The sequence below is a fragment of the Salinibius halmophilus genome, from assembly GCF_003577475.1.
GTDB lineage: Bacteria > Pseudomonadota > Gammaproteobacteria > Pseudomonadales > Natronospirillaceae > Salinibius > Salinibius halmophilus.
This window is the reverse complement of sequence record NZ_QPEP01000002.1, coordinates 269204-295739: the sequence shown is the minus strand read 5'-3', so window position 1 is coordinate 295739 and position 26536 is coordinate 269204. Positions and strand designations below refer to the sequence as shown.

The window sequence follows — 26536 nt, the reverse complement described above, 5'->3', positions numbered from 1 at the left end:
ATATCAGAAATATGTCCAAAAAGATAAGTTAACACTGTTCTCGATTTTCCTGTCATTGTTGCGTTACACTTCATTTGTCGTTCATAAAACATCGAAGTGGAAAAATGCAAAATAATAATATCTGGTCCCATCGATGGACCTTTATCCTGGCAGCTGTGGGCTCGGCCGTTGGCCTTGGTAATCTTTGGAAGTTTCCATACATTACCGGCGAATATGGTGGGGGTGCGTTTGTACTCGTTTACCTCGTAACAATCGCCTTAATCGGTGTGCCGGTGTTCATGGCGGAGTCGTTACTTGGTCGTAAATCTCGAAAATCGCCGGTTGATGGGGTAACCAAGCTTGCCAAAGAAAACGGTGCTACGCCGCTTTGGGGTGGGGTAGGGATTATGGGTGCCTTTACTGGTGTTCTGATCCTTAGCTTCTACTCCGTTATTGCTGGTTGGGCTATCCACTATTTCATCCGTTTTGCTACCGGTGCTTTGGTGGGTATCGATGCCGATGCTGCCGGTGCCGAACTTGGCAATCTATTTGCTAGTCCTGTAAACCTAACCATCTACCACACCCTATTTATGGCCGCGACCATGTTCATTATTGGCCTAGGGGTTCATAAGGGCTTAGAGCGTGGTGTTAATGTACTGCTGCCATTGCTGTTCGTGATGCTCATTGTGGTGGCCATTTACGCCGGTATTAATGGCGACTTTGGCGCCGCAGCCAGCTTCCTATTCTCATTCGAGCTGTCTAAGTTGAGCTTAGAGGGGTGGTTAGCAGCATTAGGCCATGCTTTCTTTACGCTATCACTGGGTATGGGGTCTATCTTTGTTTATGGCTCTTACATGTCATCTGAATCATCGTTAGCGAAAACTGCGGTAACCGTGGCGGTTCTCGACACTGTGGTAGCCCTTATTGCTGGTTTGGCCATCTTCTCATTGATTTTTGGCAATGGTTTGGAAGCGTCGCAAGGCCCTGGGTTGTTGTTCGTATCGCTGCCGCTAGCGTTTGCTGAAATGCCAGGTAGCGCATTCTTTGGTGCCTTCTTTATGGCATTAGTGTTGTTTGCTGCACTAAGCTCGTCGATCTCAATTCTTGAACCTATCGTTGCCTTCTTTGTAAGTAAAGGCGTAAATCGGGTATTAACTACCTTGGTTGTGGGCCTCTTTGTTTGGCTTGTGGGTATGTTGACAGTCTTCAGCTTTAATGTGTTGGCTGGCTTTACACCAATCGGTGAGTGGACGATGTTTGACATCTTCGACAAGCTGACTTCTAACGTTACCTTACCACTTGGTGGTGTATTGTTGTCACTATTTGCTGCTTGGGTGTTGACCAAAGAGACACTCGTTGCACAAATTCCAAACGATACCGTGCGTATGATTTGGATCGCGCTAGCACGCTTTGTCGCACCACTAGGTGTAACCTTTGTCATGCTTAAAGCGCTTTCTGTACCTATGTTATGGGCATTGGTTGCCGCCGTGGCATTTGTCGCCTTGGTGTCTGTTGTACAGGTTAAAGCCGGTGCCGCTCGACAAGCCTAACAAGCTACTGTTTGAGTGGATTAAGGGAGCCTAGGCTCCCTTTTTTGTTTTTACCTGGTAAGAAAGGCGTCTTGTAAACCGAATAGAGAATAATGCGCTCAACCATTAACAAAAGTACACTAGGCTCTATATACAACCAATTTTGGTAACTGTTCCTGTTATGAAGTCCATTTTATTGATACTGGCTCACCCTAGACTTGATGAGTCGAGAGTGAACTGCCGGCTGGCCAAGGTAGCCAGCCAACTTGAGTTTGTCACCCTTGTTGATATCGCTGAAGACTATCCAGACGGTGTCATTGATGTCGACGCGCAACAATCTCTGCTGACTCAACACGACATTGTTGTGTTTCAGCACCCCTTGTATTGGTATGCCATGCCGGCGCTAGGTAAACAGTGGATGGATACCGTCCTCACGTATAATTGGGCGTATGGGCCAAATGGCGAAGCGTTGAAAGACAAACTTTGGTTGTCGGCAGTATCGACCGGTGGTGGGCAAAGATCTTATGCACCAGATGGCCGTCATCGCCGGCCAACCGTAGATTATCTACTGCCTATTAAACATGCCGTTGAACTGTGCCAAATGCGATGTTTACCCCCTTTTATTGTAAATGGTGCGCACAAGCTAGCGCATTATCCGAATGAAAATCTTTATGTAGCGGAGCAATACCGCAAGCTGCTGTTTGATCTAGCAACCGGCTGGCTACCAGATAGCTCAATTAATAGCATTGAACCAGAGTGGGAGGTGGTACATGGCCGGTGAAGCTTCGTTAATGACCGACGCCTTTGTTTATTTGTCGGCGGCAGTAGTGGCGGTACCCATAGCCCGCCATCTGGGTTTTGGCTCGGTGCTTGGCTACTTGGGTGCGGGGGTGCTCATTGGTCCATGGCTATTAGGTCTAGTGGGTAACGACCAGGATGTTTTGCATTTCGCCGAGTTTGGCGTGGTGATGATGCTCTTTCTGATTGGCTTGGAGCTTAACCCCAAACGGTTATGGCACATGCGAGGGCCCATACTTGGCTTAGGTGGCGTGCAGGTTGCTGCAACAGGGTTGGCACTCATTGGTATAGCCATGTTATTTGGCTTGTCTTGGCAAACAGCACTGGTGATTGGCATGGTGTTGTCATTGTCTTCTACCGCCATTGTGATTCAGTCGTTGCAAGAGCGCGGCTGGCTAAATGAACCAGCAGGTCAGAATGCATTTTCGGTATTGTTATTCCAAGACATTATCGTCATACCGTTTATCGCCTTAATTCCACTGTTAGGCGTTGCCTCAGCAGTACCAGATGGCGGTCTTAGCGGTTGGCAACAAGCAGCAGCCGTGGTGGCTGTGGTGGTTGGCCTAGTCGGATTTGGTCATTTCTTAACACCGCCAGTTTTTAACTTTATTGCCAAAGCGCGCATTCCCGAAATCTTCACGGCATTGGCACTATTAATTGTGGTGGGTGTGGCGCTGCTGATGCAGAAAATTGGCCTGTCACCGGCGCTCGGGGCATTCCTTGCTGGCGTCGTATTGGCAGAAAACGAGTATCGCCATGAGATTGAGTCGGACATTGAACCGTTCAAAGGGTTGTTGCTTGGGCTGTTCTTTATATCCGTTGGCGCGAGCATTAACTTTGGCTTGATTATCGAGCAGCCATTATTAATTGTTGGTTTGGCACTTGGTTTGATGCTGCTCAAAGGTGGCTTGTTATGGTTTATTGGTGCCAAGTTAAGCTTTCGCGAACGTACCTTGTTTGCCTTGGCACTCGCACAGGGGGGTGAGTTTGCCTTTGTGTTGTTGGGGTATGCCCTAACGGCTCAGGCAGTAACCCCGCAGCTGGCAGAAATTCTTATTGCTGCGGTAGCAATATCTATGCTGCTCACACCACTTATTTTGCTGGTCTACGAGCGCGTATTAATGCCAAGATTTCGCTATGACGATGCTGACAGTGGCGAGCTAGAGCACGCCGAGCCTACCAATGAGGGCAACCCTGTATTAATCGTTGGTTTTGGTCGTTTTGGTCAAATTGTTGGCCGTATGCTGATGGCGAACCACATCCCGGTTACGGTACTGGATGACAGCCCAAGCCAGATTCGCTGGCTGCGCAAGTATGGTTTTAAGGTGTTCTATGGAGATGGCGGGCGCACTGATATTTTGCACTCAGCCGGTGCCCACGAAGCCAAGACCATTGTTATTACAGTATCGGAAAATGAGCGATCGCTAGCGATTGTGAAAACGGTGCAAAAACATTTTCCACATTTGCAAATAATGGTGCGGGCAACCGACCGTGGTCATGCCTACGACCTGATTAAAGCTGGAGTCGCACCAGAGAATCTGATTCGTGAAACGCACTCTTCGGCGGTCGATTTAAGTGTTGGCATACTTCGACAATTTGGCATGCGCGGACATCAAGCTTGGCGGGCCGGTCAGCTGTTTAAGCACTATGACAACGGCATTTTGGCTGAAATGGCGACGATGCGTGATGACGAGCAAAGTTATATCACTCGCTCGCATCAGCATCGTGAAATGCTTTCGAAGACGCTCAAAGAAGACAGTGACCATAGGGGTGATTTTACCGATCACTCATTTGAGCAGCCTCGCAATAAGCCAGCCCCTAGTGAGCCGGCCCAATAAGCATTATGCAAGCGCTTCGTCGATGGCTTTATCAGCTTCGGCAAGCGCTTTTGCTTTGTGTTCTTCAGAGATGTTCAAGCCTTCCGCATAAACAAACTGCACACTGGTTAACCCAAAGAATGGGAAAATGGTGTTGATAAAGTTTGTTTGCGCATCAGTGCTGTTACCTTTGTGGAAACCACCACGAGCGGTTGCAACATAAACAGGTTTGTCTGCTAAAAGGCCTTGTGGGCCATTTTCGGTGTATTGGAAGGTCACACCTGCACGCGCTACGAGGTCAACCCATGCTTTTAGCTGGGCAGGGATACTAAAGTTGTACATTGGCAATGATAGTACTACCGCATCAGCACTGCGCAGCTCTTCGATTAATGTATCCGACAACTCAACGATGCTGTTTTGTTCAGCTGAGCGTTCTTCAGCAGGTGTGTTGAGCGCAGTAATAACTGTGGCATCCAGCATTGGTAGTTGACTTGCTACCAAGTCACGCTCAATCAGTTCTACACTGTGTTTAGCAGACAGCTTTTCGATAATGCTGCGCGCTAAACGGTTCGACTGAGAGTTGTCACCAAAAATACCATTGCTTAGAAATAAAACTTTCATAGATGTTTTCCCGTATTCCAAAGTGTTCTGTTACGGTGCGTAATATGAAGTAGCTCGCTTGCCATTGATAGCAAAGCGTTTTCAAAGACTTATTCAAAATATTTGATAAAGGATCAAAGATGAAAAATTGGATTGCTGCAGCAGGTTTGGCCACTGCAACATTGGCAGGTGCACAATGGCAAGAAACATTAGACGCGGCGAAAGGGCAAACCGTCTATTTTAATGCTTGGGGCGGTTCACCATTGATCAATGAATACATTGATTGGGTCGGTGAGCAGGTTGAAGCACAGTATGACATTGAATTGGTGCATGTGAAAGTTGGTGATATTGCCGATAGCATCAGCCGTTTGTTAAGTGAAAAGGCCACCGGTGCACAAGGCAGCATTGATCTGATGTGGATAAATGGCGAAAACTTCGCCAATGCAAAAGCCAACGACCTGTTGCATGGACCATGGGCGGAAGAGGTACCGCACTATAGCTTGCTCGATTTGCAGAACAAAGCCACGTTGACCATTGATTTTTCGGTACCAACCGACGGATACGAGCTGCCTTGGGGTATGGCGCAGTTGGTATTTCAATATGATTCAGAGTTCGTTAGTGAACCGCCAACATCAATGGCGCAGTTGTTAGCCTTTGCCGAAGCAAACCCTGGACGTGTGAGCTATCCACAACCGCCAAACTTTTATGGCACCACCTTTCTGAAGCAAGTTGCCTACGAGACCTTAGCCGATACCAGTGTTTTGCAACAGCCGGCTTCGCAAGTAGACACCGAACAAGTTTTGGCGCCAGTTTGGCAGTACCTAGATGCGCTACATCCACACTTGTGGCGAGGTGGCGAAGCGTTTCCTGCTAATGCGCCACAAATGAAGCAAATGCTTAATGACGGTGAACTGTTGTTATCGTTAAGCTTCAACCCAAACGATGCACAAACAGCGGTGAACAATGGCGAACTGCCCGAGTCGGTACGCAGCTACATTCACCAAGGCGGTACCATAGGCAATACGCACTTTGTCGCGATTCCTTTTAACGCTCAGAGTGAGGCTGGCGCGCAAGTGGTTGCCAACTTCTTGATTTCACCACAAGCCCAAGCGCGCAAAGCCGATACACAATATTGGGGGGACCCAACTGTGCTAAATGTTGCTGACTTGGATGCCGCGACTAAGCAAGCGTTCAACAATATTGAAGTAGGCCCAGCAGCGCTGACATCAGAAGAGTTGAGCGCAACCTTGCTTGAGCCCCATGCAAGCTGGGTAGAAGTACTAGAGAGCCAATGGGCTGAGCGCTATCTAGTGCGATGAACGTGCCTGCACGGCTATTTTCTAGCCTCTTTTGGGCAGCGTTTTTGCTGCCTATTATCTCCGGGGTTGTGTTAACGCTATTGCCAGCATTTGGCTGGTTGCCGGTGCTGAATCAGCAGCAACTTGGATGGCATATCTGGCAGCAGCTATTCATCCAACCAAGTTTTTGGGCGGCAAGCGGTCTAACTTGGTGGTCTGGCTGGCTTGCAACCTTGGCAAGCTTATTTATCGCGGCGTTGTTGCTGCAATATGGTTTTGCCCAGCAAAGGTTTGCCCTGTTATCACGCTGGCTATCGGCCATGTTAGCGGTACCGCATGCCGCCTATGCCCTTGGTTTATTTGCTTTACTGGCCGCAACGGGGTGGCCTGCACGCATATGGGCGCTTGGGTCGGGCGAGCAGCTGCCGCCACAAATAGCGCTAACACAAGACCCATATGGTTTGTCGTTAGCCCTTACCCTAGCTCTGCGAGAAGTACCCTTTTTGTTGCTGATGGCACTCGCGGCGTTTCGTACACTGAACTTAGCACCGCTGCTGCGCCAGGCTAGGCTGCTAGGGTATGGTGAACCGCAAGCATTCTGGCCGGTTGTTGTGCCACAGCTACTACCTGTGCTGCGCTGGCCAATAATGGTGGTGTTGGCCTACAACCTGGGGGTCGTTGATGTTGCGTTAATCACCGGGCCAAGTTTGCCACCAACACTGGCCGTTATGGTGCATCAATGGTTTGTTGATCCAGATTTAACCATGCGCCTGGTCGCCGCAGCAGGAGGCATCTGGCTGACGCTAATGATCATGCTCGCCTGTGCGTTATGGTGGGGCATCGAAAAGTTGATCATTGCTATCTGTATGACAAGACAATGGCCACGCCAAACGTTTGGTTTTGCTTGGTTAGCCAAGTTAAGCAGTATCCTACTATTAACAGCCTGGTTATTAGGGGCTGCTTGGTTGCTGTTCTGGGCATTTGCTCGGCGCTGGCGCTTTCCAGATTTATGGCCAGAGCAGTGGCAACTGCGCAGCTGGCTGCGCACAAGCAGCGACTGGTGGCCGGCGCTGGTTGACACGCTAGTGGTGGGGGTTGCCAGTGCTACCCTAGCCCTAGTGCTGGTGATTGGGCTGCTAGAAGGGGTCGGGCAACTAAAGCGTTGGCAACGACCATTGCTGTTTGTTCCCCTTATCCTTCCACAAGTTGGGTTTTTATTTTTTGTACCTGGCATGCTAGCAAGGATTGGTATTGGCTATGGCTATGGTGCTGCCATTACCTTGCACTTGTTGTTTGTATTGCCCTATAGCTATTTGCTGCTTGAACGAGCTTATTTGTCACTCAATCTGCAATATGAGCAGCATGCATTGCTGTTATCTAAATCGCGTTGGCGCGCGCTATGGCGGGTAAAGTGGCCGCTATTAGCGCCAGCATTTGCTAGCGTTTTTGCCGTTGGGTTTTCGGTATCCGTGGCGCAGTATCTTGCCACCTTGTATGCATCGGCTGGGCGCATAGAAACCATTACCACACTAACCGTATCGGCAGCTGGCGGCGGTGATCGACGTTTAATTGCGGTGTTTGCCCTGCTGCAATGGCTGTTGCCGTTTTTAGTTTTTTTAGTAATGGCTTGGGTAAGCCATTGGCGAAGTAGGTGGCAACGTGCATAGCCTTGAATTACAAAATGTGACCACTCGAATTGGCGAGCAAGCGTTGTTTTCTGCCGTATCACTAACTGTTGCTGCTAGCGAAGTGGTTGCGGTCATGGGTCCCTCTGGCGTGGGGAAATCGACCTTGCTGAATCATATTCTTGGTATGCTCCCGGCAGATATCACCGGCGAAGGCAGTGTGTTATTGGATGGCGTAGATATAGGCAAACTAAATACCGAGCATCGGGGTATAGGGTTAGTTGCCCAAGATGATTGGTTGTTCCCGCACATGACAGTGTGGCAAAACCTCAAGTTTGCTCAGCCCAAGTCGATGAATCGCCAAGATGGCCAAGCTCAGATTACTCAGTATTTGTCTGAAGCTGGATTGTTGGGCCTAGAGAAGCACTTGCCTAGCCAGTTGTCGGGCGGGCAACGCCAGCGCGTTGCGGTACTTAGAATGTTAATGGCACAACCAAAGGCTGTGTTACTCGATGAGCCATTCTCGAAGCTAGATCAGCAGTTACGGAGAGACTTTCGCCATTGGTGTTTCTCGGTTCTGGCCGAGCGCTCATTACCGGCGTTGCTGGTAAGTCATGACCCGCAAGATGTAGCGGGATTACGTTGTTGGCAATTAGACAAAGGAGATTGGCACCATGCTTGATCGTTATATGTTGCCACTGATCAAACGGCCGGCTCACTGGTTAGCGAATAAGCTTGCTAAGCGTGGCGTAAATGCCAACCAGGTAACCGTGGTTGGGTTCGTGGTGGGTATGCTTGCCGTGCCCTTGTTAGCCTGGCAATGGTATGAACTGGCACTGATTGCCATACTATTTAATCGAGTTGCCGATGGCGTAGATGGTGAACTAGCAAGACTATTTGGCGCGACGGATGCAGGCGCCTTTTTAGATATCACACTCGACTTCATCTTTTATCAAGCGGTGATATTTGGTTTTATTTTGGCATCGCCAGATAACCAGATTGCTGGGGCACTTTTGATGTTGTCGTTTGTTGGTACTGGCATCAGCTTTCTTGCTTTTGCCATTATTGCCGAACGGCAGAATATTAGTTCTGTTGTTTACCCTAATAAGGGTATTCATTATTTGGGTGGGTTAGCTGAAGGGACAGAGACAATTGCTTTTTTTATTGCGTTTTGCCTCTGGCCTCAGCTATTTCCACAGTTGGCAGTGCTGTTTGCCATCATCTGTTTTATGGGTGCAGCACTGCGCATTGTGTACGGGTATAAACAACTTAGTTCCCTCCCCGTCGAGGATTAAGGGGTGGGGGCTTGCGCCCCCTTGTATTACCGCCTAAGTCGTTGCGATAACGACTCTATATCACTAGTTCGGCGTACATCGCTCAAGCCTATATCTTGATGCAGTTGCGGCGGAATAGAATTTCTTAGTTCAGCCAGCAAACGACGCTCGCGACGCACTTCACGTTGTTCTGCAAGATGAGTTTGCACACGTGACAAAGTAGTACGCAGTTGCGTGCTAAAACGAGAAGTTGTAATAGTTAAACGTGCCAACATAATAAGTCTCCAAATAATTAAGAGACCGTGCACACTAGGAAAGATATAAGAAATAGAGATATTTTGTATCAAACCGTACAGTGCGCACGGTTTGATTTAAGGGTATCAGATCAACCGAAACGCAATTGCAATGCCGTTATTCGCGCGGTAGCACGTAGCGGGCATTTGATGGAAGAAATTGCGTTTCATAGATAGGTATTCCTTATCGGTTGAAATATGTGCATAACCTTATGCACGAGGGGCAGTATAGGGAGTGATCAATTGATTGCAAGAAAAAAGTTAAGAAAATATTGAAAACTAAGAAATATATTCTTAATGCTAACCATTAGGATGGTACTTTTTACCCACTGAGATAGGCAAAAAAATGCACGCCTAGTTGGGCGTGCACTGAAATGGGGAAAAGCAATCATTAGAACTGAAGGGTAAATCGACAGCATTTCGCGATCACTTGCGAAACCTTGTTGGCCACCCTAGGCTGACTTTTCGTAAAAAATTGTATCTGATTGATTAGTTTTTATTCATGAATTGTGTCGCAATTTCGCACGCTCTTAGCAACTTCTTTGTGATCAATCATTTTTTTGGGACGCACCCCCATTTTTAGTAGATCCTCACTTTGCTGCAGTACATTTCCAGGGCCAGTTGTTAGCGTTCGCATGGCTTGTTGGTAGCCCGATTGTGCATTGTCTAGCTGTTGGCCTACACGTTGTAAGTGCTCAACAAAGTTTCTTAGTTTGTCATAGAGTTTGTTAGCACGTTGCACAATGTGCTGGGCGTTGTCGTTTTGTTTGCTCAGTTGCCACAACGCTGCAGCGGTTTTTAAGTTAACCATTAAGCTGCTAGCACTGGTTAACAGCACTCGTTTACTAGCGGCGTAATCAAAGAGGGTAGGGTCTTGGCTGAGCGCATGGTGCAAAGCGGGCTCGATGGCGAAAAATAATAATACATAATCGGGCGCGTTAATCGATTCAATCTGGCTATAGTCCTTCTTCGCTAAATCATCTATGTGTTGTCGAACTGCTTGCACTAAAGCTTTGCTATCCGTCTCGGCTTGTGATGATTGAAACCTATGCCAGGCAGCAAGCGACACTTTTGCATCAACAATGAGTTGCTTCCCTTGCGGCAGATAAATTACGGCATCTGGGCGGAGGTGCCTGCCATCTTGCTTAAAACTGGCTTGCAAGCTGTATTCGCGCTCAGGCGTTAACCCGCTTGCTTCAAATATCCGTGCAAGCACTAGTTCGCCCCAGTCACCTTGCTGCTTTTGACTGCCGAGTAGGGCGCTGGCCAGTAGTTGCGCATCTTTGCTAAGTTGCTGGTTTAGGCCATGGAGTTGGCGAATATGTCCCACGAGCGAGGCTCGTTCTTGGGTGTTCTGTTTGTCCAACAGGTCGACACGCTGGCGAAATTGAACCAATTGCTCTTGCAGTGGCGATAGGGTGAACTGTAGCTGTCGATCGGCTTGCTGTTGTTGCTGCTGGGCGAGTTTTTCTAACTGTTCGGCGAGCTTATTTTTGCTTTGCTCAACTAGGGCAAGCTTCTCTTGATGGTGTTGCTCGGTTAGTTGAATTTGGTGTTTGAGGGCGCCATTTTGATGGGCATATTGCTCAAGTCGCTGCCATAGGTGTCGGCTATCCGTGCGTGCTTTCTGCCATTGCCAAACAATGACGATAACGGCTGCAATGAGCGCAGCGCCGAGCACTGCGATGATCATATGTTCTTCTGTCATGGAAACTGCCAATGGTGATTGCACATACAGTATTGCACAGAGTCACCAAAGGCAGCAAAAAAAGCAACGCTTACTGCTGAATGTGAACATCCATTTGTGGGAATGGGATCGACACACCCGCTTCGTCGAAGCGAAGTTTTACTTGCTCTTGCATATCAAAGAAAAACGGCCAGTAGTCGCTCGATTTCACCCATGGGCGCACGACAAAGTTGACTGACGAGTCTGCTAGTTCAGATACCGCAACAACATAAGCAGGATCTTTCAGCACTCGTTCGTCATTTTCTAACATTTCGCACAATAGCTGTTTGGCTAGTTTTAAGTCAGCGTCGTAGCCAATGCCAAACACCATGTCAACGCGGCGAGTATCACGCGCACTGAAGTTAGTGATGTTGTTACCGAAGATATTGCCATTTGGCACTATGATTTCGCGGTTGTCGACTGTGCGCATAATGGTGGTAAGAATCGAAACTTTCTCAGCAACCCCTGTCGCACCGCCTGCCTCAATGAAGTCACCTTCTTTAAATGGACGGAACAAAATCAGCATAAAACCAGCAGCAAAGTTCTTTAGTGAGTCTTGCAGCGCTAAGCCTATGGCTAAACCTGCCGCACCAATGAGTGCAACCAGTGACGTGGTATCAACACCTAATGGCTCAAGGGCAGCTATGATCACAATCAGTATGAGTACTGCACTGAGAATGCTGGTGATAAAGCCAATGATCATGGTGTCTAATTTTGAGCGTCCAAGTACCTTTTCGGTGACTCGAACAATGCCTTTGGCAACTAAGCGACCAATAAAAAAGATCACTAGCGCCATCAGTATTTTGCTACCCCAAGGGAGTAGAATGTCATTGATAATTGCCTGATAGTCGATATTTTCCAACATATTGCCTCCTTCTGTGGATGCGCGCAGTGTAAATCAGTTTTGTGATTTAGTCGTGAAGCTTTTGCGACTTTTGAACCTCAAGCCTATTTGCTAGAGGCCGATATAAATCAGCATAAGCAATGCTATGTTTTGAGTTGAAAGCAGGTTTGTTATGTCGTCACATGTATTTGAAACATCATTTGATTATTTGCTAACCAGTGAGTTGCAGGTTGTAGCGGATAAGATGATGTGTCGGCGCTGGGAGGAGAGGCTGCTCGGCCCATCACCAATCGCAACCTATCAACTTGTGGCGAGGCAACAACTCACACTAAGCCAATTGCTGCGCTTTCGCCATCAAGCAGTTAAGGCGTTCCAGCAACGCAGTGCTTGGTTACCTTATTTGTCAGATATTCAGCTATTGCAGAGCATAGGCTTTCACGACTTGCCAGAGCATATTGACCGCTTGATTATGCACACGGCGTTGCAGCGCGCAGAGTTGTCCTGGCGCTGCTTATAGAGGTTCCCTTTAAGCTGACTGGCTAGAACTGCTGCTCGAATACCAAAAAGCCAAATGGCTGAACCTCATCAGCGAAGTTGCCGCCTACCCCTAGTTGCCAATTAGCACTGTCTTGCCACTTATGTTGCACGCCCGCAAATGCGGTTTGCAGTTCGGTGTCGCTAGCGGTGAGTGCGCTAGAGAGGGTGAATGTTTCGTTAACAAATGATTTACTCCAACGAACACTTGATTGCAGTGCATGGTCAACCTTGTCCTGCATAGTTAAGTGCGTCGCAGCGGTAATTGAACCAATAAAGCTCGTTGCATACTCCACACTGATGGCAACATCGTTTTGGCTGTTAGTACCTTCAACAAAAGTACTGGTGCTATCGGCTGCCAATAGTACGCTGCCTAACGCCATGCTTGCACTGCTGCCAGCAAGCCATTGTGCTTCAGGGCTTAACATTGCTGGTTGGCCATTGACGATGGCCATGCTTGGTTGGTTAGGGAAGAACTTGCCAACATACAGCGAAATATCGGCACCGACTAAACGGTAGGTTGCTCGCACCCCAAACTCTTGTTCAGTAATTTTTTCTGCCTGGGCAAAGGGGTCGCCGGGCAGGGCATTGTATTCAGGTTTTAGGTTGATAAAGCCCTGCAATTCAAACTGCTCGGTAAAATAGCTATTGGCCGATAGCATCCATTGACTGACTCGGCTTGCCGCTAAGTTAGTGCTGTAGTTGGCGGCATTGTTAGGGCTAGCAATATCGAGCACGGGCGTGCCTGATACTTCGCCCCAAGCAATGTTTTGCAGCCCTATGCGAGTTTTTACAATGCCCAGCGAATGCTCATAATGCAGCTCACTTAGTTGGGTATTAGCACTAAATAGCGTGTTGTCTTGGCGGCTATCACCAAAGGCTAAACTGGCTTCGCCATTTATCGTGAAATAACCGTTATCGCCAACAGCGCGCGCTTGCTCAAAAGCGAGATAAGCTTGGTTGGCTAATGTCGAGAACTCGTTGCTAGGCAAATTGGTGCCAGCAAATCGATAACCAAGCGTGTAGATGGCACTATCAAAGCTGTCACTTGCAGCGGGCGCGATATCGAAGTCGGCGAAGGCTTCCTCAGTGCTGAACTCAAAATCATCCAAGGCGTGCGCACCAAAACTGGCGCACAATGCCAAGGTTACCAGTGTGGACCGCTTCATTGAGAAATTCCTTCCGCTTGTTGGCGCAATGCATCTAAGCCCGCCTCGCGAAAGGCTCTATCGGTTAATGCGCGCTGAGTTAAGAACTGAGCATCGGCATCAATGCCGGGGGCAATAGCATCTAGCTTCATATTGGATAAGCGGTTGGCCACTAGGTTCAGCACAGTGATCGAGCGCGCCATCCAAACACCATCTACCTGTTCAATGCTCGCCATTTGAAAGCGCTTCACTTCATTGTCATCACGAAATGCCGAGCCTTTCATCACAATAAAGCGTTCTTTGTCGATCCAAAGCAGTTCTTTGTCATAGTTGCTGCTGGCAGCAAACTCGGGTTTGGCAATCGATTCAATCACCCATGCCGCACGGCCTTGGAAGTTGGTTTCTTCAACAATGCGGTAGTTGTACTCATCAATATTGCCGGTTTCTTGGTCTTCGGTGGTGAATTCGCTGCCAAAAATGCTAGCAGGCTCATCGTCGCTACCAGACCCCGTTGCAATGCGCTTAACTTTGTCGAGTGCCGACAGATACAACCAGGTTTCATCTGTTTTACTGGTGTCGTCATAGTTATAACTCAGCATGCCAATGCCTTGCTCCGAGGCAGGCTGGCGCACAATCATTAATGACCTCGTCGAATCGCCAAGATCCATGCCAACGGTTTCTAGGGTTTTAATGCGTGGCTGTTCTACGCAGCGCACACTGCCATTACTTAAACCAAACTTGCAGCTGGTGAGGGTCATTTGCACAAACGATGATTCCATCGTTTGCGCCGACTGGTCATCAACTTTTTTCATGATTTCCGTGGCGGTCATCGCGCTAGCGGTGCCAGCTAGCAAGGTGCTCAATAGTATTAATTTTTTCATGATGCAGTTACTCCGTTTGGCTTTTTCACGCCAAAGCGTGGTTTAAATATGCGAATCAGGGCGGGAATTAGGTACAGGTCGTTGGCGAGCGCAACAAACAAGGCCATGGCGGCAAAACCACCTACCTTGGCTAGCCCGAGATAGGCTGAACCGAGTAGAACGGCAAAGCTAATGCCAAGGATAATAGTGGTAAATGTCACTGCTTGGCCGACCTCTTTTATTGTGTGGCGCAGTGCGACTTCTTCCTCCTCCCCTTTTAGCAGTAGGTTGCGGTAGTGGGTGATAAAGTGAATGGTATCGTCGACAGCAATGCCGATGATAATGGGCACAATCATTAGTGTGTCGCCATCCATTGCAATGCCAAACCAGCCTGCCACGCCAAATATCGACAATGCCGGTATCAGGTTGGGAATAATGCCTATCAGGCCTGCTTGAATGGAACCCATAGAAACAATCATCACGGCCGTAATAAGTAATAGGGCGATCGTTATGCCCCGGAACTGCACGTCCGATAGCTGCTGGGTGAAGTTCATCATCATCGCAAAGGTGCCAGTCATCTGAACTCTTGTGTCTGGATAGGCTTCATATACAGGCGCAAAAGACTGCGCTATCAGTGCATTGATTTCATCGTTAATGGCAGCATATTCCGATGAGCCGGCGTTGCGCATAGAAACAGAGATATGACTGCGGCTGTAGTCGTCAGAAACGAGTTGGCGGCGGCTGTCGGGGTCGGATGAGTCAAACAAATATAACAACTGGCTGGTCACTCGAGCATCTGCTGGTATCGATTCACCAGCACCAGTTAGCAAGTTGTGGTTGTAGCGAACAATATCGGCCAGCGAATAGGTGCGCAGAATGTACTCAGGGTAATTTGCCTCCAGTGCTTTTTGCAGTTGCCACATGGCATTGAGTACAACTGGGTCTTTCAGCCCTTCGGTCGCAACGGTATCAACCATAACAATCATGTTAGAGGTGCCCATCATGTTCTCGTCGATCACACGATAGGTTTCTTTGATTGGGGTGCCATCGCGGAATAACGCCATCATATTGGAGTCAATCTTAATGTGATTAGCACCTAATAGGCTGGCAATAAATAGCGCGGCAAAACCTGCTACCCACAACCAAGGGCGTTTTTTGGTAGCGTTTGGAATGTTATCTAAAACGGCTTGGATTTTACCGTGCTCAGCTTTTTTTACTGATTTGGCAGGGTGCCACCAATGCATCAGCACAGGTAGGACAAATGCGGTGAAAACAAGTGCAAGCGTTACACCCATAGCACCCAATAAACCGAACTCAACAAATAGGCTTAATCCAGATAGCGATAGCGCTAACATGCCGGCGGCTGTCGTCAATGTCGTTAAGACAATGGCTAAGCCGGTTTTTCCCCAAGCATGACTCATTGCTTTATCGTGCGGCTCGCCCTCACGTCTGTAGAACAGATAGGCGCTCATAACATGTACACAATCGGCAATGCCAACAGCCAGAATGAGCATGATGGCAAGCGTGATCATGGTGGTCATCGTCATGCCAGCCCAGCTGGCGATACCAATGGCCCAAATGCTACTTAAAATAATCGCTAGTATTGGCCAAACAACGGCTGAAGCAGTGCGCAGCAACCACCACAACAAAGCAATTACTAAGATTAGCATTAGGCCCACAAGCATCATTGCTTGATTCATTACGGCAAAGGAATCAGCTGTCAGCGCTGGTGTGCCAGATTTATAGAACTCAAAGCTGTCGTACTCAGGGCTTTCCAAGATGTCATCTAAAGCCGCCATAATGTCGAGATAACTGAGAAAGTCGACGTCCTCAAATTCAACGGTTCGCACCTCGGCGCTGGTATCTACGGCAAGTGAGAAGTCAGCAAAAACATCATCTGAAATCGCTGCACCTTCTTGCGCAATGGGAATGACACCAAAATCAGTTTTGATGGTAAAACCACCATATTGGTAATCCGAGGAAAAGTAGGCCAGCTCTAAGCCTGGTTGTTGATTGGCGAGCTCGCGAATACTGCTGGTGTCTGCCGGAATTGACTCAGGTACCAAATCTTGGGCGATTAATGAGCCGTCTTGGTCCACTTGCGCCTTGATGGTGGTTAACGAGTCAATATCAACCGCTCGTGGTAGCTCCTTCGCCGCAATGGCTTGTTCAATTTTGTTGGTCAGCTGGCGCAGCGTGGCGAGCGATGCGGGCGAAAATACATCACCATCAGCCGGTCGATAAACGATGAAAACGCTGTCATCCGAGCCAAATTGGCTGCGAAACTCATCCAAGGCCGCCTGGGCAGGGTCGCCTTCATCTAGCATGCCTTCAAAGCTTTGATCAAAGTTAAAGCGCGTACCTATGCCAACTAGCATGAGTACAGTGCCTAACATCGTGATGCTTAATACCCACCAGCGTGCTTTGATCATGCGATCGGGCAATAAGTGGAAGAACTGGTTAATTGCGATAAATAGCTGATTCATGGTGCACTACCTGTGCCGCTTAATAGAAGTAGGTTAAACCTTTCGATTTGTTCACTTCAATGTAGGTGGCTAAGCAAAAGTTAGGTAGTGATTAATGTCATGAATAAAAGGTGAAAAAAAAAGCGACCCAAGGGCCGCTTTTTCGAAGAGACGATAGATAAATACTAACGGCCTTGCTCAGCCATCATTCGGCCAAACGTTTGCATGCCGCGACCGCATTCGCTTGGTGCTTGGTCTTGGTACCAGTCAGTTACCCAAAAGCGGTCGTCTGTGCCGTTGTCGCGCGGCACGCGGTGGGCACGAATTGGCACCTGGATAAATCCACGTGACGGATCGGCTTGGAACTGACCAATCATGCGTTGCACGGTTCGGTTTGGCACTAGCGTATAGAGTTGCCCATTAGAACAGCTAATTAAGTTCAACTGGCCTTGTTGGCCGTTCTCGCCTGGGCGAGGGAAGAAAATACCATCAAAGCGAGCCAGAGGGCCATCCAATGGGAATGCGTTCAACTTGTTGGCGTATTGGCCCATGTAAAAGTTGCCGTCGGCAGCTTGTACTGTTAACAACTCGCGGCCAACTTGACGCAACGTTGTTGGTGGTTTGGCAAAGCTAAACAAGTTGATGGTTGCGCCATCGCGTTGATAGTTGCCCTCATCAGCACTTTCTTCCTCGGTATTTGGTACCCGAGTAAAGCGGCTAAATTGTCCGTTATCATAAAGGTGTAAGCGTACTTGCGAACGAGTGCCATCAGGCTCGATTACATCACCGTAATAAAGTGTCTCTAGCTCTGTTGCTTCTGTTGGCGACCAAGCCAGTAGACGTAGTGTGTTGCTATTGGTTGAACCCAATGAATACGCAAATGCACCTTGGGAGTTCGACAAGAACACCGTTGCTCGAACACTTTCAGTTGGACGCAGTACGCTAAATGACTGTGGCAAATTGATGTTGCGAATATCGAAATGATCGATAGATACAATTTCATTCGACACGTTGTATTGCATGATTGTGGCAAATTGCGCGTCTTCTGGGCCTCGGTACCTACCCATGCTCACGTGGATAAGGGTGCCACCTACAGAGCTGCGTTCATATCTGCCACTAAGAGGTGTATTGCCACCAATCACCATAACGCCATCGCTGCTTTCTACGCTGAGCGATTGCGTCGTTGAGCGATTGTCACGCGTAAGATAAGTCACTTCCAAGCCACCCGCGCTATTGCGCCAGGTTTGGCCATAGTAAGGCTTCTCTTGTTCTTGATCATTTGTGATGAGTAACTGGCCGCTAGACAATAAATGCAGCACCGTACCACTGTCGGTGTTTTTCCAGCTCCCTGACTCGGCTGTGTTCGCCGAGGCGATTGCAACTGCGCTCAGGCATGCAAGAAATACCAATAGCCAACGCTTCATGTGTACACTCTACCTCCGTGGATGACGCACACAAGATAACGAGATTACACAAATTGGCAATGGTTAATCGAAAATAGAACAGTGTTAGGTTGTTATTTTGTGAACTAACGTATCTATAATTTTATCTGTATATTAATACGTGTTTGAAAATGATTGCCGCAAAATTTGGAACGTTCAATGCAATTAGATGATTTAAAAGTATTTTTAGCCGTTGTGGAAACTGGTTCCATGACCGCCGCCGCAGATTCTCTCGGCGTTCCAAAATCTACGGTCAGTCGCCGCATTGCAGCGCTTGAGGAGGATTTGGGGTTGCAGTTGTTAAATCGAACGACTCGCAAGCAATCTTTAACTGAATCGGGTGAGCGACTGCTGCAACGAGCTCAGCCTCTTGTTGCTGAACTACAAGGCTTGGATGAAGAGCTAATTGATTGGCATTCAGCACCCCAAGGGCCGTTGCGAGTGCAGCTGCCACTCGACTTCTTTAGTGATGAGGTTGGGCAAATTATTGCGCAGTTCGTCAAAAAATATCCAAAGGTCCAACTCTGTTGTACGCACTCCGCTAGCCATGATTTAGATAAATCGGCAGGCTTTGATGTGGTGTTCGTTTTACATGCGCTACCGTTGCCAGATTCAGATTGGGTCGCCAAACCACTGATGAGCGTGCCAATGGGCTTGTTTCATAGTGTTAGCATGCCTGATCGGCATAATATTACCTGTGCTGATCTGATAAATATGCCGTGTATCGCAAGTGGTCAAGAAACCTATTGGCCCTTTAGAGGAGAAGAGGGGCCTAAATTGGTGCCGATTCGACCTGTGGTAGCGGTTAATAGCCCTGAACTTGCACTCCAGGTTGCTCTTCAGGGAGCAGGTGTTGTGCGCATGCCAGTTTATTTAGCACACCCATGGGTAGTAAAAGGGCGACTAAATCGTGTAATTACCCGCGATGCGCTGCAGGCGCAGACGTTGTCGGTATGTTATCAAGGCCGGCAAGTTCCGCGCCGTGTAAGGCTTTTTATTGAGCACTTTCAACAATCAATCAGTAATCTCTCGGCTCAGGTGTAACCGTGCGCGCATTACCTTCTACAAAGCACTTAAGATATTTATTGGCCCTTTATGACTTTCGTCATTTTGGCAAGGCTGCTAGCGAATGTGCGGTCTCTCAGTCGGCTTTTAGCTTGGCGATAAAAGAGCTTGAGCAAAGGTTGGGAGTACAGCTTGTTGATCGTACCAATCGCTCGCTCACGTTTACCGAGGTGGGTGAGCAGGTGGTTATCAGTGCAAGACGTAGTTTGTCTGAGCTAGAAAACCTTGCCGATATCGCCATGGCTCATCAAGATCCACTAGCGGGCTCGTTGAAATTGGGTGTAATTCCTACCATTGCGCCATTTGTTTTGCCGTATGCGGTGCAGTCGATTCGCAAAGATTATCCAAAATTGCAGTTGTATCTGGTCGAAGATCAAACTCAGGTGCTGTATGAGCAACTTATGGCTGGCCAACTAGATTTATTGATGCTCGCCCTGCCTATGCAGCTTCAACATACCGAGACGGTTGTGTTGTTTCGCGACTACTTCCATCTAGTGTGGAGTGCTGAGCGCAAGCAAGCACCTGATGAGGATGTTCAGTCTTGGCCTGATAGCTCAATCCTATTATTGGAAGATGGTCACTGTATGCGTGATCATGCACTCGATGCTTGTCAGCTATCGGCAAGCGAAAAGGTATCTCGGTTTGCCGCAACAAGTTTAACAACACTCATGCAGATGGTTGCGTCTGATTTGGGCGTTAGTTACTTAACGGACATGTCGGTTAACTCAAGCTTTACCAAGTCTTTGCCGCTGCGTTCTCGCCCCGTTGAACCGCCTGCTTATCGAGAGATAGGTCTTGTTTGGCGTAAAGGTAGTGGCAGGGAACCAGGTTTTCGCCAGCTAGCTGAACTATTGGCGAATATAGATGGAGATTTATTAAATGACGCCTGAGCAAGTATTAGAAGTGCTGCGCGATGGTCGCTATCACTCCGGCTCAGAGATTGCCAAACAGCAAGGTGCGACGCGAGCCCGGGTTTGGCAGTGCATTGAGCAGCTGCAATCTTGGGGAATTGAGATCTGGCGGGTTCGAGGAAAGGGCTACCGATTAAGTCCAGATATGGAGTTGGTTGAACGAAGTGCGGTGCTAGCTTTGCTCGAGGGCGTAGCGCGAGAGCAGTTGAAGCTTGCTGACTTTGCCTTGGATATCCCGTCCACGAACAGTCATTTATTGGAATGCCCAAGTGTTGATGGCTACAGCTTGATGTTCGCTGAGCACCAAAGTGCTGGCAAGGGTCGTCACGGTCGTGTTTGGAAGAGCCCGCTGGCGCAAAATCTTAGTTTTTCAATTGCTAAACAAGTGGATCACTTATCAGCCATACAGGCGCTGTCACTTACCGTTGGGCAAAGTGTTGCTCAGGTATTACGAGACATGGGTGTGCCGGTGCAGCTTAAATGGCCAAACGATGTTTACATCGATGGTAAAAAAGCCGCTGGTATTTTAGTGGAGCTTAAAACCATGGAGGATCGCTCGGCTAAGGTTGTCATTGGTGTTGGGGTGAACGTAAATGCTAGTTACAAGGCTGAGGACATTGCTCAGCAATCAACGCACATCAACGAATGGTTGGCCAAGCCAATAAGCCGTACTGAGTTGCTGGCAAAGCTCCTCAATCAAATTATTGCCGATGTTGACGATCACCTAGCTGGCGGCCGAGAAGCCTTGCTAAAAAAATGGAGTATCTTTGACTGGTTGCATGGTAAAGACGTGAATCTGCTAAGAGCAGGTGAAGTGGTGGAGTCTGGAAAGGCTGTCGGTTTAGACGACCTAGGTTCATTATTAATAGAAAACGATGACGGAGAAGTAAGTGCGATTGCGCACGGAGAAGTAAGTGTTCGACCAAAATAAAACTTCGCCAGTGTTTGTTGATATTGGTAATACGGCAATCAAAGCGCGCTATCAAGGAAATACAGCTAATTACAGTCAAGAAGAGTTGTTAAAAATAGATTTCGCTGTTGTCGCCAATGTTCGAACGAATCGTTTTGTTACGCCTGAGCACTGGTGTGAGGTTGGCGTTGTTGATTGTTTCGCCGGATTTGAAACTTGCTACGATCGGGTAAGCGATCTTGGGGTCGATCGCTGGTTGGCAATGCTTGCAATTGCACCTAGGTTGCAGCAAGGGGAGTGTTGCATATTGGTTGATGCTGGCACCGCCATAAAAATTGAAGTGTTTACTCGCGATAAGCAACTGGGCGGATTTATCTTGCCTGGTATTCAACTTGCTCAGGATGCGTTGTTTACTAAGGCTGATAGGCTAAACCAAGCAAGTTTTGATGGCACTATGGCGCTAGGTCAGAATACGTTAACGACCATTGGCCGGGCGATGCCCGCGGCAGTATTGGCTTTAATTGAAAAACTTGTTAGCCAGTATAACCCAGCTCTGCTTGCTTTAACCGGAGGTAATGCTGACGTATTTGTGCCGCACTTGCCATCTGCGCAAACATACGACAATCTAGTCTTAGATGGGCTAGAGCTTTGGTGGGCAAAGCAATGAAGTGGATCGTGTACGTATTGCTGGCAGTTAACTTGGCGTACTTCGCCTCGCAAACCCTATTGGGTGGCAAAAGCTCTACACCAGCAACGGCTGGTGTGCAAGCGAGTATTGCGCAAGATTCTTTGGTGCAGCGGGTCGAGCGGTCCGCACCTGAGCGCAGTGTGCCTGCTGCGACACCTTCGATCGATGCCACTAGCTCAAATGCGAGCTCAAATGCAGGTGATGAGCAGTGTACGTTTATTTCGCGTGTAGCTGGTGCGCCCGGTGAGCTTCGTATTTGGCTGCAGGAGCAAGGTATTGAGGCAGAGTTTATTGAAATTGAGTCGGTGATCGGAACTGACTTTCTGGTTGTGATGCCGCCACTTGAGTCTTATGAAGCAGCCGTTGCGATGCGGTCAGCGTTATCTGAGAGAGGTTTTGACTCATTTTTAATGGTTGATGACTACGAGAATGGTCTATCCTTAGGGTTCTTTTCGCAAAAGAATAATGCAATTAATTATATTGCTAGGCTCGACAACAATGGTTTTAAAGCAGAGTTGCTAGAGAAAGAAAAACGAGCAACGGTTGCTTGGTTAAAGTTAACGGCCAGTGAAGCTGTTGAATATCGTCGCGTGGCTGCGACAGCTCAGCAAAAATTTGGCCAAATTAATTTGCAAAGAAATTCTTGCCAAAGTGTTGCATTCTGAAATTAGCTGTGTAGAATGCGCTCTCGTTGTCAGGCAACGGCCAACTCAATGAGTTAAGTGCTTGATATCAAAGGAAATTGTTGACAAGTTAATGGACTTAGCTACAATACCTGTCGACCCTGTGGAGGGGTTCCCGAGTGGCCAAAGGGAGCAGACTGTAAATCTGCCGCTATATGCTTCGATGGTTCGAATCCGTCCCCCTCCACCACTTTCTTCCGCGGGTATAGTTCAATGGTAGAACCTCAGCCTTCCAAGCTGATGGTGCGGGTTCGATTCCCGCTACCCGCTCCAGAGTTTCTATCGTATTTTGCTTGCGTAGCTCAGGGGTAGAGCACTCCCTTGGTAAGGGAGAGGTCGTGAGTTCAATTCTCACCGTAAGCACCATTTCAAAATTTGTGGAATGGGTTGTGTTAAGGGCTTGATTAATTGTTGATAGCCATTTAAACTCCGCAACCCATTGCGAATGTAGGCCAGTAGTTCAATTGGTAGAGCGTCTGTCTCCAAAACAGAATGTTGGGGGTTCGAGTCCCTCCTGGCCTGCCACTCTTTAGATGTTGTCCCAGGGATATATGCATGAATGCGAAAACCAAAACACAGGTTCCTGCTTTGGACTGGTTTAAGTGGTTTGTAGTTGTTGCGCTGATTGCAGCGGCGGTTGTTGGTAATGCAATTTACGATGAGGTTGCATTGTTGGCCCGTGTTGCAGGCGTGGTAGTGTTGGCCTTGATTGCGGTTGCCATTGCGATGACAACGGCAAAGGGTCGTGAAGTAAATCAGTTACGCAAAGAAGCGTGGACTGAAGTGCGCCGAATGGTACGCCCAACGCGCCAAGAAACAATGCAGACTACATTGGTAGTGATTGCATTTGTTCTGGTCGTTGCTTTAGTGCTGTGGCTGGCTGACTCTATTATCAGTTTCCTAATTTCATTGGCGATCTAAGCGACTACGGCAAAGGCGAAGGCAATGTCTGAGAATCAAACAGAAAGCTCAATGCGTTGGTATGCGGTGCAAGCGTTCTCTGGTTATGAGAAACGTGTGCAGGCGTCATTGTTTGAGCAAGTCAAGCTAAAAGGCCTAGAGGCTGAGTTTGGCGAAATTTTAGTACCGACCGAAAGCGTAATTGAAATGCGCGACGGTAAAAAGCGTAAGAGCGAGCGCAAGTTCTATCCAGGTTATGTGCTGGTAGAAATGGTGATGACTGAGGAAACTTGGCACCTAGTGAAGAGCACGCCGCGAGTGCTGGGCTTTATTGGTGGTCGTCCGGATAAGCCAGCGCCTTTAAAACCGCACGAAGTTGATGCGATTTTAGCGCGTGTTCGTGAAGGCGCTGAGAAGCCTACGCAGAAAACAATTTTCGAGCCAGGTGAAGTGGTTCGCGTGACCGAAGGTCCGTTTGCTGAGTTTAACGGCACAGTTGAGAAAGTGAATTACGAGAAATCTCGTATTCAAGTGTCGGTATCGATCTTTGGTCGAGCGACACCGGTAGAATTAGAATTCACTCAGGTTGAAAAGACTGTTTAAGTCATCAATTTGAGTAAGCGTGGCGCTGGCAAAGTTTGTCGGCGCTTTTGTACGTCGGGGAGCCGCAAGGCGTTTGAACCCAAGTTGAGGTAACTATGGCTAAGAAAGTTGACGCTTATATTAAGCTGCAAGTAAAAGCCGGTCAGGCAAATCCATCTCCACCTGTTGGTCCTGCTTTGGGTCAGCACGGTGTAAACATCATGGAATTCTGTAAGGCATTTAACGCACAAACACAGCAAATGGAGCCGGGTCTTCCGATTCCAGTTGTAATTACAGTTTATGCGGATAAAAGCTTTACGTTCATCACCAAAACTCCGCCTGCGTCGATCCTGCTTAAAAAAGCAGCCGGCATCAAGAGCGGTTCTGGTGAGCCGAACAAGAACAAGGTTGGCACCGTTACTCGCGCGCAATTAGAAGAAATTGCGACCACTAAACAACCAGACTTGACTGCAGCCGATATGGATGCAGCTGTGCGTACGATCGCTGGTAGCGCTCGTGCAATGGGTCTGAACGTTGAGGGTGTTGAATAATGGCTAAGCTAACTAAGCGCGCTAAAGCGATTGCAGAAAAAGTAGACAGCACAAAAGTATACGGCTTCGAAGAAGCAGTTGCGTTGCTGAAAGAACTTTCTACAACCAAATTTGAAGAGTCTGTTGAGATTGCAATCAATCTTGGCATCGACGCTCGTAAATCAGACCAAAACGTTCGTGGTTCTACTGTGCTACCTAATGGTACCGGTAAAGTTAACCGCGTTGCTGTGTTTACTCAGGGTGAGAACGCTGAGAAAGCAAAAGCAGCTGGTGCTGACGTTGTTGGTATGGAAGATCTTGCTGAGCAGATCAAAGGCGGCGACCTAGACTTCCAAACCGTTATTGCTTCTCCGGATGCAATGCGTGTTGTAGGTCAGCTAGGTCAGGTGCTAGGTCCTCGTGGTCTAATGCCTAACCCTAAGGTTGGTACTGTATCAGCTGATGTTGAGACTGCTGTGAAGAACGCTAAGGCCGGTCAAGTTCGTTTCCGTAACGACAAAGCTGGTATTGTTCACGCTGCAGTAGGTAAGTTGAACTTCGAAGCAGGTGCTCTTCAGCAGAACGTTGAAGCCTTGCTAACAGAAGTTAAGAAGCTGAAGCCAGCTTCTGCTAAAGGCATCTACATCGCTAAAGTTAGCGTGAGCTCTACAATGGGCCCAGGTCTAACTTTGGATCACGGTGCGCTTACTTTCTAAGAATACTTTGGGACTTGCGCAAGCAAGTTGTCAAAGACCGTAGGTGGCAAGTAGTTTGAGGTTTTATGAATCGATGACGGCTGCTTGTCTTAATTTCCTACGCAGACGGTGACCCAAGCACAAATTATTTGAGCTGGACCTGTTGCCGTAAATGAGAACAACCTAGCAGTATCGGGTTGTAAATTGGGCGGCTCCATTAGGAGTCATAAATCGGGAGATTTACAGTGGCACTGAATCTCGAAGGCAAAAAAGCGATTGTTGCTGAGGTAAACGAAGTAGCAAAAACCGCTCTGTCAGCTGTTGTTGCCGACGCGCGTGGCGTTGAAGCGAATGACATGACTACATTGCGTCGCGAACTTCGTGAAGCCGGCGTATGGACCAAAGTGGTTCGTAATACGCTTGCCAAGCGTGCAGTAGAAGGCACTGACTATGAGTTGCTAAGCGACACATTTGTTGGTCCTACACTAATCGCATTTGCAACAGATCACCCAGGTGCGGGCGCCCGTATCCTGAAGGACTTTGCAAAAGGTAACGACAAACTGGAATTGAAAACTGCCGTATTCGAAGGCGAAGTTACTCCAGTTGAGTTGTTGGCAAGCCTGCCAACTTACGACGAAGCAATTGCAAAGCTGATGAGCGTTATGAAAGAAGCTTCAGCTGGCAAACTTGCACGCGTATTGGCCGCAGTTCGCGATCAAAAAGAACAGGAAGCTGCGTAAGCAACTTGGTAGATTTACCAATTGCGGCGTAGTATTAAAAAGTTTCACAAGGCCTAGCCTTAATAATTTGGGAATAGACTCATGTCTCTGACTAAAGACGATATCATCAATGCAGTTGCCGAAATGTCTGTAAAAGACGTTGTTGAACTGGTTGAAGCAATGGAAGAAAAATTCGGTGTATCTGCTGCAGCTGCAGTAGTTGCAGGCCCTGCAGGCGGCGAAGCTGCTGAAGAGCAAACTGAATTTGACGTTGTACTAGTAGAAGCTGGTGCGAAGAAAGTTAACGCTATTAAAGCAGTTCGTGAAGTGACAGGCCTAGGTCTGAAAGAAGCGAAAGCTGCAGTTGACGGTGCACCTGCTACGCTTAAAGAAGCTGTATCAAAAGAAGAAGCTGAAGAAATCAAAGCGAAGCTTGAAGAAGCTGGCGCTAAAGTGGAGCTCAAGTAATCTCCATGCAGCTTTTTACAACCAAATAATGTGGTTGTTGTTATTGGCTGGGGGAATTTTCCTCCGGCCTTTTGCCGTTTATACAAAAGGTACAAAGGGCAAAAACGGGTCAACCCGTTCAAACTGGGTCTAGCCCACATGAGTTGAAGGGTC

The 26536-nt window shown here is 48.2% G+C and carries 27 protein-coding genes and 4 tRNA genes; 23 read left to right on the top strand and 8 right to left on the bottom strand.

Translation table 11 applies throughout. The annotated features are described in order from the left end of the window. Window positions 1-104: 104 nt before the first annotated feature. The 3 genes from DUW71_RS03095 (at window position 105) to DUW71_RS03085 (ending at window position 4144) form a co-directional block, all read left to right on the top strand. Window positions 105-1529 (top strand): sodium-dependent transporter, encoded by a 1425-nt coding sequence (locus DUW71_RS03095; protein ID WP_119393771.1) that lies wholly within the window; start codon window positions 105-107, stop codon window positions 1527-1529. A 160-nt stretch (window positions 1530-1689) separates the two neighbouring features. Continuing rightward, a complete protein-coding gene (locus tag DUW71_RS03090; RefSeq protein ID WP_119393770.1) occupies window positions 1690-2289 on the top strand; it encodes an NAD(P)H-dependent oxidoreductase in 600 nt (199 codons plus the stop codon). Further along, on the top strand, window positions 2279-4144 hold the full coding sequence (locus DUW71_RS03085; RefSeq protein WP_119393769.1) for a monovalent cation:proton antiporter-2 (CPA2) family protein: 1866 nt from the start codon (window positions 2279-2281) through the stop codon (window positions 4142-4144). Before DUW71_RS03090 ends, DUW71_RS03085 begins: the two co-directional genes overlap by 11 nt. A gap of 3 nt (window positions 4145-4147) precedes the next feature. On the opposite strand, the gene DUW71_RS03080 is transcribed toward DUW71_RS03085, so the two are convergent. Next, window positions 4148-4744: an FMN-dependent NADH-azoreductase gene (locus DUW71_RS03080; RefSeq protein ID WP_119393768.1), complete on the bottom strand. Its 597-nt coding sequence runs from the start codon at window positions 4742-4744 to the stop codon at window positions 4148-4150. Between the two features lie 119 nt (window positions 4745-4863). On the opposite strand from DUW71_RS03080, the gene DUW71_RS03075 reads away from it, so the two are divergent. From DUW71_RS03075 to DUW71_RS03060, 4 genes are read left to right on the top strand one after another with little or no spacing between them, the layout of a single operon-like run. Next, window positions 4864-6042, top strand: a complete 1179-nt coding sequence (locus tag DUW71_RS03075) for an ABC transporter substrate-binding protein (RefSeq protein WP_119393767.1) — start codon at window positions 4864-4866, stop codon at window positions 6040-6042. Window positions 6043-6086: 44 nt separating this feature from the next. Further along, a complete protein-coding gene (locus DUW71_RS03070; protein ID WP_158583845.1) occupies window positions 6087-7688 on the top strand; it encodes an ABC transporter permease in 1602 nt (533 codons plus the stop codon). Beyond that, on the top strand, window positions 7681-8328 hold the full coding sequence (locus DUW71_RS03065) for an ATP-binding cassette domain-containing protein (RefSeq protein WP_119393765.1): 648 nt from the start codon (window positions 7681-7683) through the stop codon (window positions 8326-8328). The genes DUW71_RS03070 and DUW71_RS03065 overlap by 8 nt, the downstream gene beginning before the upstream one ends. After that, complete coding sequence (locus tag DUW71_RS03060) at window positions 8321-8941, top strand: CDP-alcohol phosphatidyltransferase family protein (RefSeq protein ID WP_119393764.1); 621 nt, start codon at window positions 8321-8323, stop codon at window positions 8939-8941. Before DUW71_RS03065 ends, DUW71_RS03060 begins: the two co-directional genes overlap by 8 nt. 26 nt (window positions 8942-8967) lie before the next feature. On the opposite strand, the gene DUW71_RS03055 is transcribed toward DUW71_RS03060, so the two are convergent. From DUW71_RS03055 to DUW71_RS03045, 3 genes are all read right to left on the bottom strand, one after another. Continuing rightward, complete coding sequence (locus tag DUW71_RS03055; RefSeq protein ID WP_119393763.1) at window positions 8968-9195, bottom strand: hypothetical protein; 228 nt, start codon at window positions 9193-9195, stop codon at window positions 8968-8970. Between the two features lie 514 nt (window positions 9196-9709). Continuing rightward, the gene (locus DUW71_RS03050) at window positions 9710-10921 is read right to left on the bottom strand and encodes a DNA recombination protein RmuC (protein ID WP_119393762.1); all 1212 of its coding nucleotides are present in this window, start codon (window positions 10919-10921) and stop codon (window positions 9710-9712) included. A 70-nt stretch (window positions 10922-10991) separates the two neighbouring features. Then, window positions 10992-11804 carry a mechanosensitive ion channel family protein gene (locus tag DUW71_RS03045; RefSeq protein WP_119393761.1) on the bottom strand — a complete coding sequence of 271 codons (813 nt, stop codon included), beginning with the start codon at window positions 11802-11804 and terminating at the stop codon, window positions 10992-10994. A gap of 151 nt (window positions 11805-11955) precedes the next feature. On the opposite strand from DUW71_RS03045, the gene DUW71_RS03040 reads away from it, so the two are divergent. Then, window positions 11956-12300 carry a hypothetical protein gene (locus tag DUW71_RS03040; protein WP_119393760.1) on the top strand — a complete coding sequence of 115 codons (345 nt, stop codon included), beginning with the start codon at window positions 11956-11958 and terminating at the stop codon, window positions 12298-12300. A 22-nt stretch (window positions 12301-12322) separates the two neighbouring features. Here DUW71_RS03040 and DUW71_RS03035 read toward each other — a convergent pair whose 3' ends face one another. The 4 genes from DUW71_RS03035 to DUW71_RS03020 form a co-directional block, all read right to left on the bottom strand. After that, window positions 12323-13486, bottom strand: coding sequence for a DUF1302 family protein (locus DUW71_RS03035; RefSeq protein WP_119393759.1), 1164 nt, complete (start codon window positions 13484-13486; stop codon window positions 12323-12325). Further along, window positions 13483-14346, bottom strand: a complete 864-nt coding sequence (locus tag DUW71_RS03030) for an outer membrane lipoprotein-sorting protein (RefSeq protein ID WP_119393758.1) — start codon at window positions 14344-14346, stop codon at window positions 13483-13485. Before DUW71_RS03030 ends, DUW71_RS03035 begins: the two co-directional genes overlap by 4 nt. Next, window positions 14343-16811: an efflux RND transporter permease subunit gene (locus tag DUW71_RS03025; RefSeq protein ID WP_119393757.1), complete on the bottom strand. Its 2469-nt coding sequence runs from the start codon at window positions 16809-16811 to the stop codon at window positions 14343-14345. The genes DUW71_RS03030 and DUW71_RS03025 overlap by 4 nt, the downstream gene beginning before the upstream one ends. 164 nt (window positions 16812-16975) lie before the next feature. Further along, on the bottom strand, window positions 16976-18214 hold the full coding sequence (locus tag DUW71_RS03020; protein WP_119393756.1) for a hypothetical protein: 1239 nt from the start codon (window positions 18212-18214) through the stop codon (window positions 16976-16978). A gap of 177 nt (window positions 18215-18391) precedes the next feature. On the opposite strand from DUW71_RS03020, the gene DUW71_RS03015 reads away from it, so the two are divergent. From DUW71_RS03015 to rplL, 15 genes are all read left to right on the top strand, one after another. Beyond that, on the top strand, window positions 18392-19276 hold the full coding sequence (locus DUW71_RS03015; protein ID WP_119393755.1) for a LysR family transcriptional regulator: 885 nt from the start codon (window positions 18392-18394) through the stop codon (window positions 19274-19276). Between the two features lie 2 nt (window positions 19277-19278). Next, the gene (locus DUW71_RS03010) at window positions 19279-20187 is read left to right on the top strand and encodes a hydrogen peroxide-inducible genes activator (RefSeq protein WP_119393754.1); all 909 of its coding nucleotides are present in this window, start codon (window positions 19279-19281) and stop codon (window positions 20185-20187) included. Further along, the gene (locus tag DUW71_RS03005) at window positions 20177-21139 is read left to right on the top strand and encodes a biotin--[acetyl-CoA-carboxylase] ligase (protein ID WP_119393753.1); all 963 of its coding nucleotides are present in this window, start codon (window positions 20177-20179) and stop codon (window positions 21137-21139) included. The genes DUW71_RS03010 and DUW71_RS03005 overlap by 11 nt, the downstream gene beginning before the upstream one ends. After that, complete coding sequence (locus DUW71_RS03000; RefSeq protein WP_119393752.1) at window positions 21123-21785, top strand: type III pantothenate kinase; 663 nt, start codon at window positions 21123-21125, stop codon at window positions 21783-21785. Before DUW71_RS03005 ends, DUW71_RS03000 begins: the two co-directional genes overlap by 17 nt. After that, window positions 21782-22471: a hypothetical protein gene (locus DUW71_RS02995; protein WP_119393751.1), complete on the top strand. Its 690-nt coding sequence runs from the start codon at window positions 21782-21784 to the stop codon at window positions 22469-22471. Before DUW71_RS03000 ends, DUW71_RS02995 begins: the two co-directional genes overlap by 4 nt. 123 nt (window positions 22472-22594) lie before the next feature. Next, window positions 22595-22679: transfer RNA gene (locus tag DUW71_RS02990), tRNA-Tyr, on the top strand. Window positions 22680-22688: 9 nt separating this feature from the next. Then, window positions 22689-22762, top strand: a tRNA-Gly gene (locus tag DUW71_RS02985). 18 nt (window positions 22763-22780) lie between these two features. Continuing rightward, a tRNA-Thr gene (locus tag DUW71_RS02980) sits at window positions 22781-22855 on the top strand. An 83-nt stretch (window positions 22856-22938) separates the two neighbouring features. Further along, a tRNA-Trp gene (locus tag DUW71_RS02975) sits at window positions 22939-23014 on the top strand. A gap of 30 nt (window positions 23015-23044) precedes the next feature. Further along, a complete protein-coding gene (gene secE, locus DUW71_RS02970; RefSeq protein ID WP_119393750.1) occupies window positions 23045-23410 on the top strand; it encodes a preprotein translocase subunit SecE in 366 nt (121 codons plus the stop codon). Window positions 23411-23434: 24 nt separating this feature from the next. Next, window positions 23435-23992, top strand: coding sequence for a transcription termination/antitermination protein NusG (gene nusG, locus DUW71_RS02965; protein ID WP_119393749.1), 558 nt, complete (start codon window positions 23435-23437; stop codon window positions 23990-23992). Between the two features lie 95 nt (window positions 23993-24087). Then, entirely contained in the window at window positions 24088-24522 is a 435-nt protein-coding gene (rplK, locus tag DUW71_RS02960; RefSeq protein ID WP_119393748.1) for a 50S ribosomal protein L11, read from the top strand. Beyond that, a complete protein-coding gene (gene rplA, locus DUW71_RS02955) occupies window positions 24522-25217 on the top strand; it encodes a 50S ribosomal protein L1 (protein WP_119393747.1) in 696 nt (231 codons plus the stop codon). The genes rplK and rplA overlap by 1 nt, the downstream gene beginning before the upstream one ends. A 224-nt stretch (window positions 25218-25441) precedes the next feature. Continuing rightward, on the top strand, window positions 25442-25936 hold the full coding sequence (gene rplJ / locus DUW71_RS02950) for a 50S ribosomal protein L10 (protein ID WP_119393746.1): 495 nt from the start codon (window positions 25442-25444) through the stop codon (window positions 25934-25936). A gap of 81 nt (window positions 25937-26017) precedes the next feature. Further along, window positions 26018-26383, top strand: coding sequence for a 50S ribosomal protein L7/L12 (gene rplL, locus DUW71_RS02945; RefSeq protein WP_119393745.1), 366 nt, complete (start codon window positions 26018-26020; stop codon window positions 26381-26383). The last annotated feature ends 153 nt before the right edge of the window (window positions 26384-26536 follow it).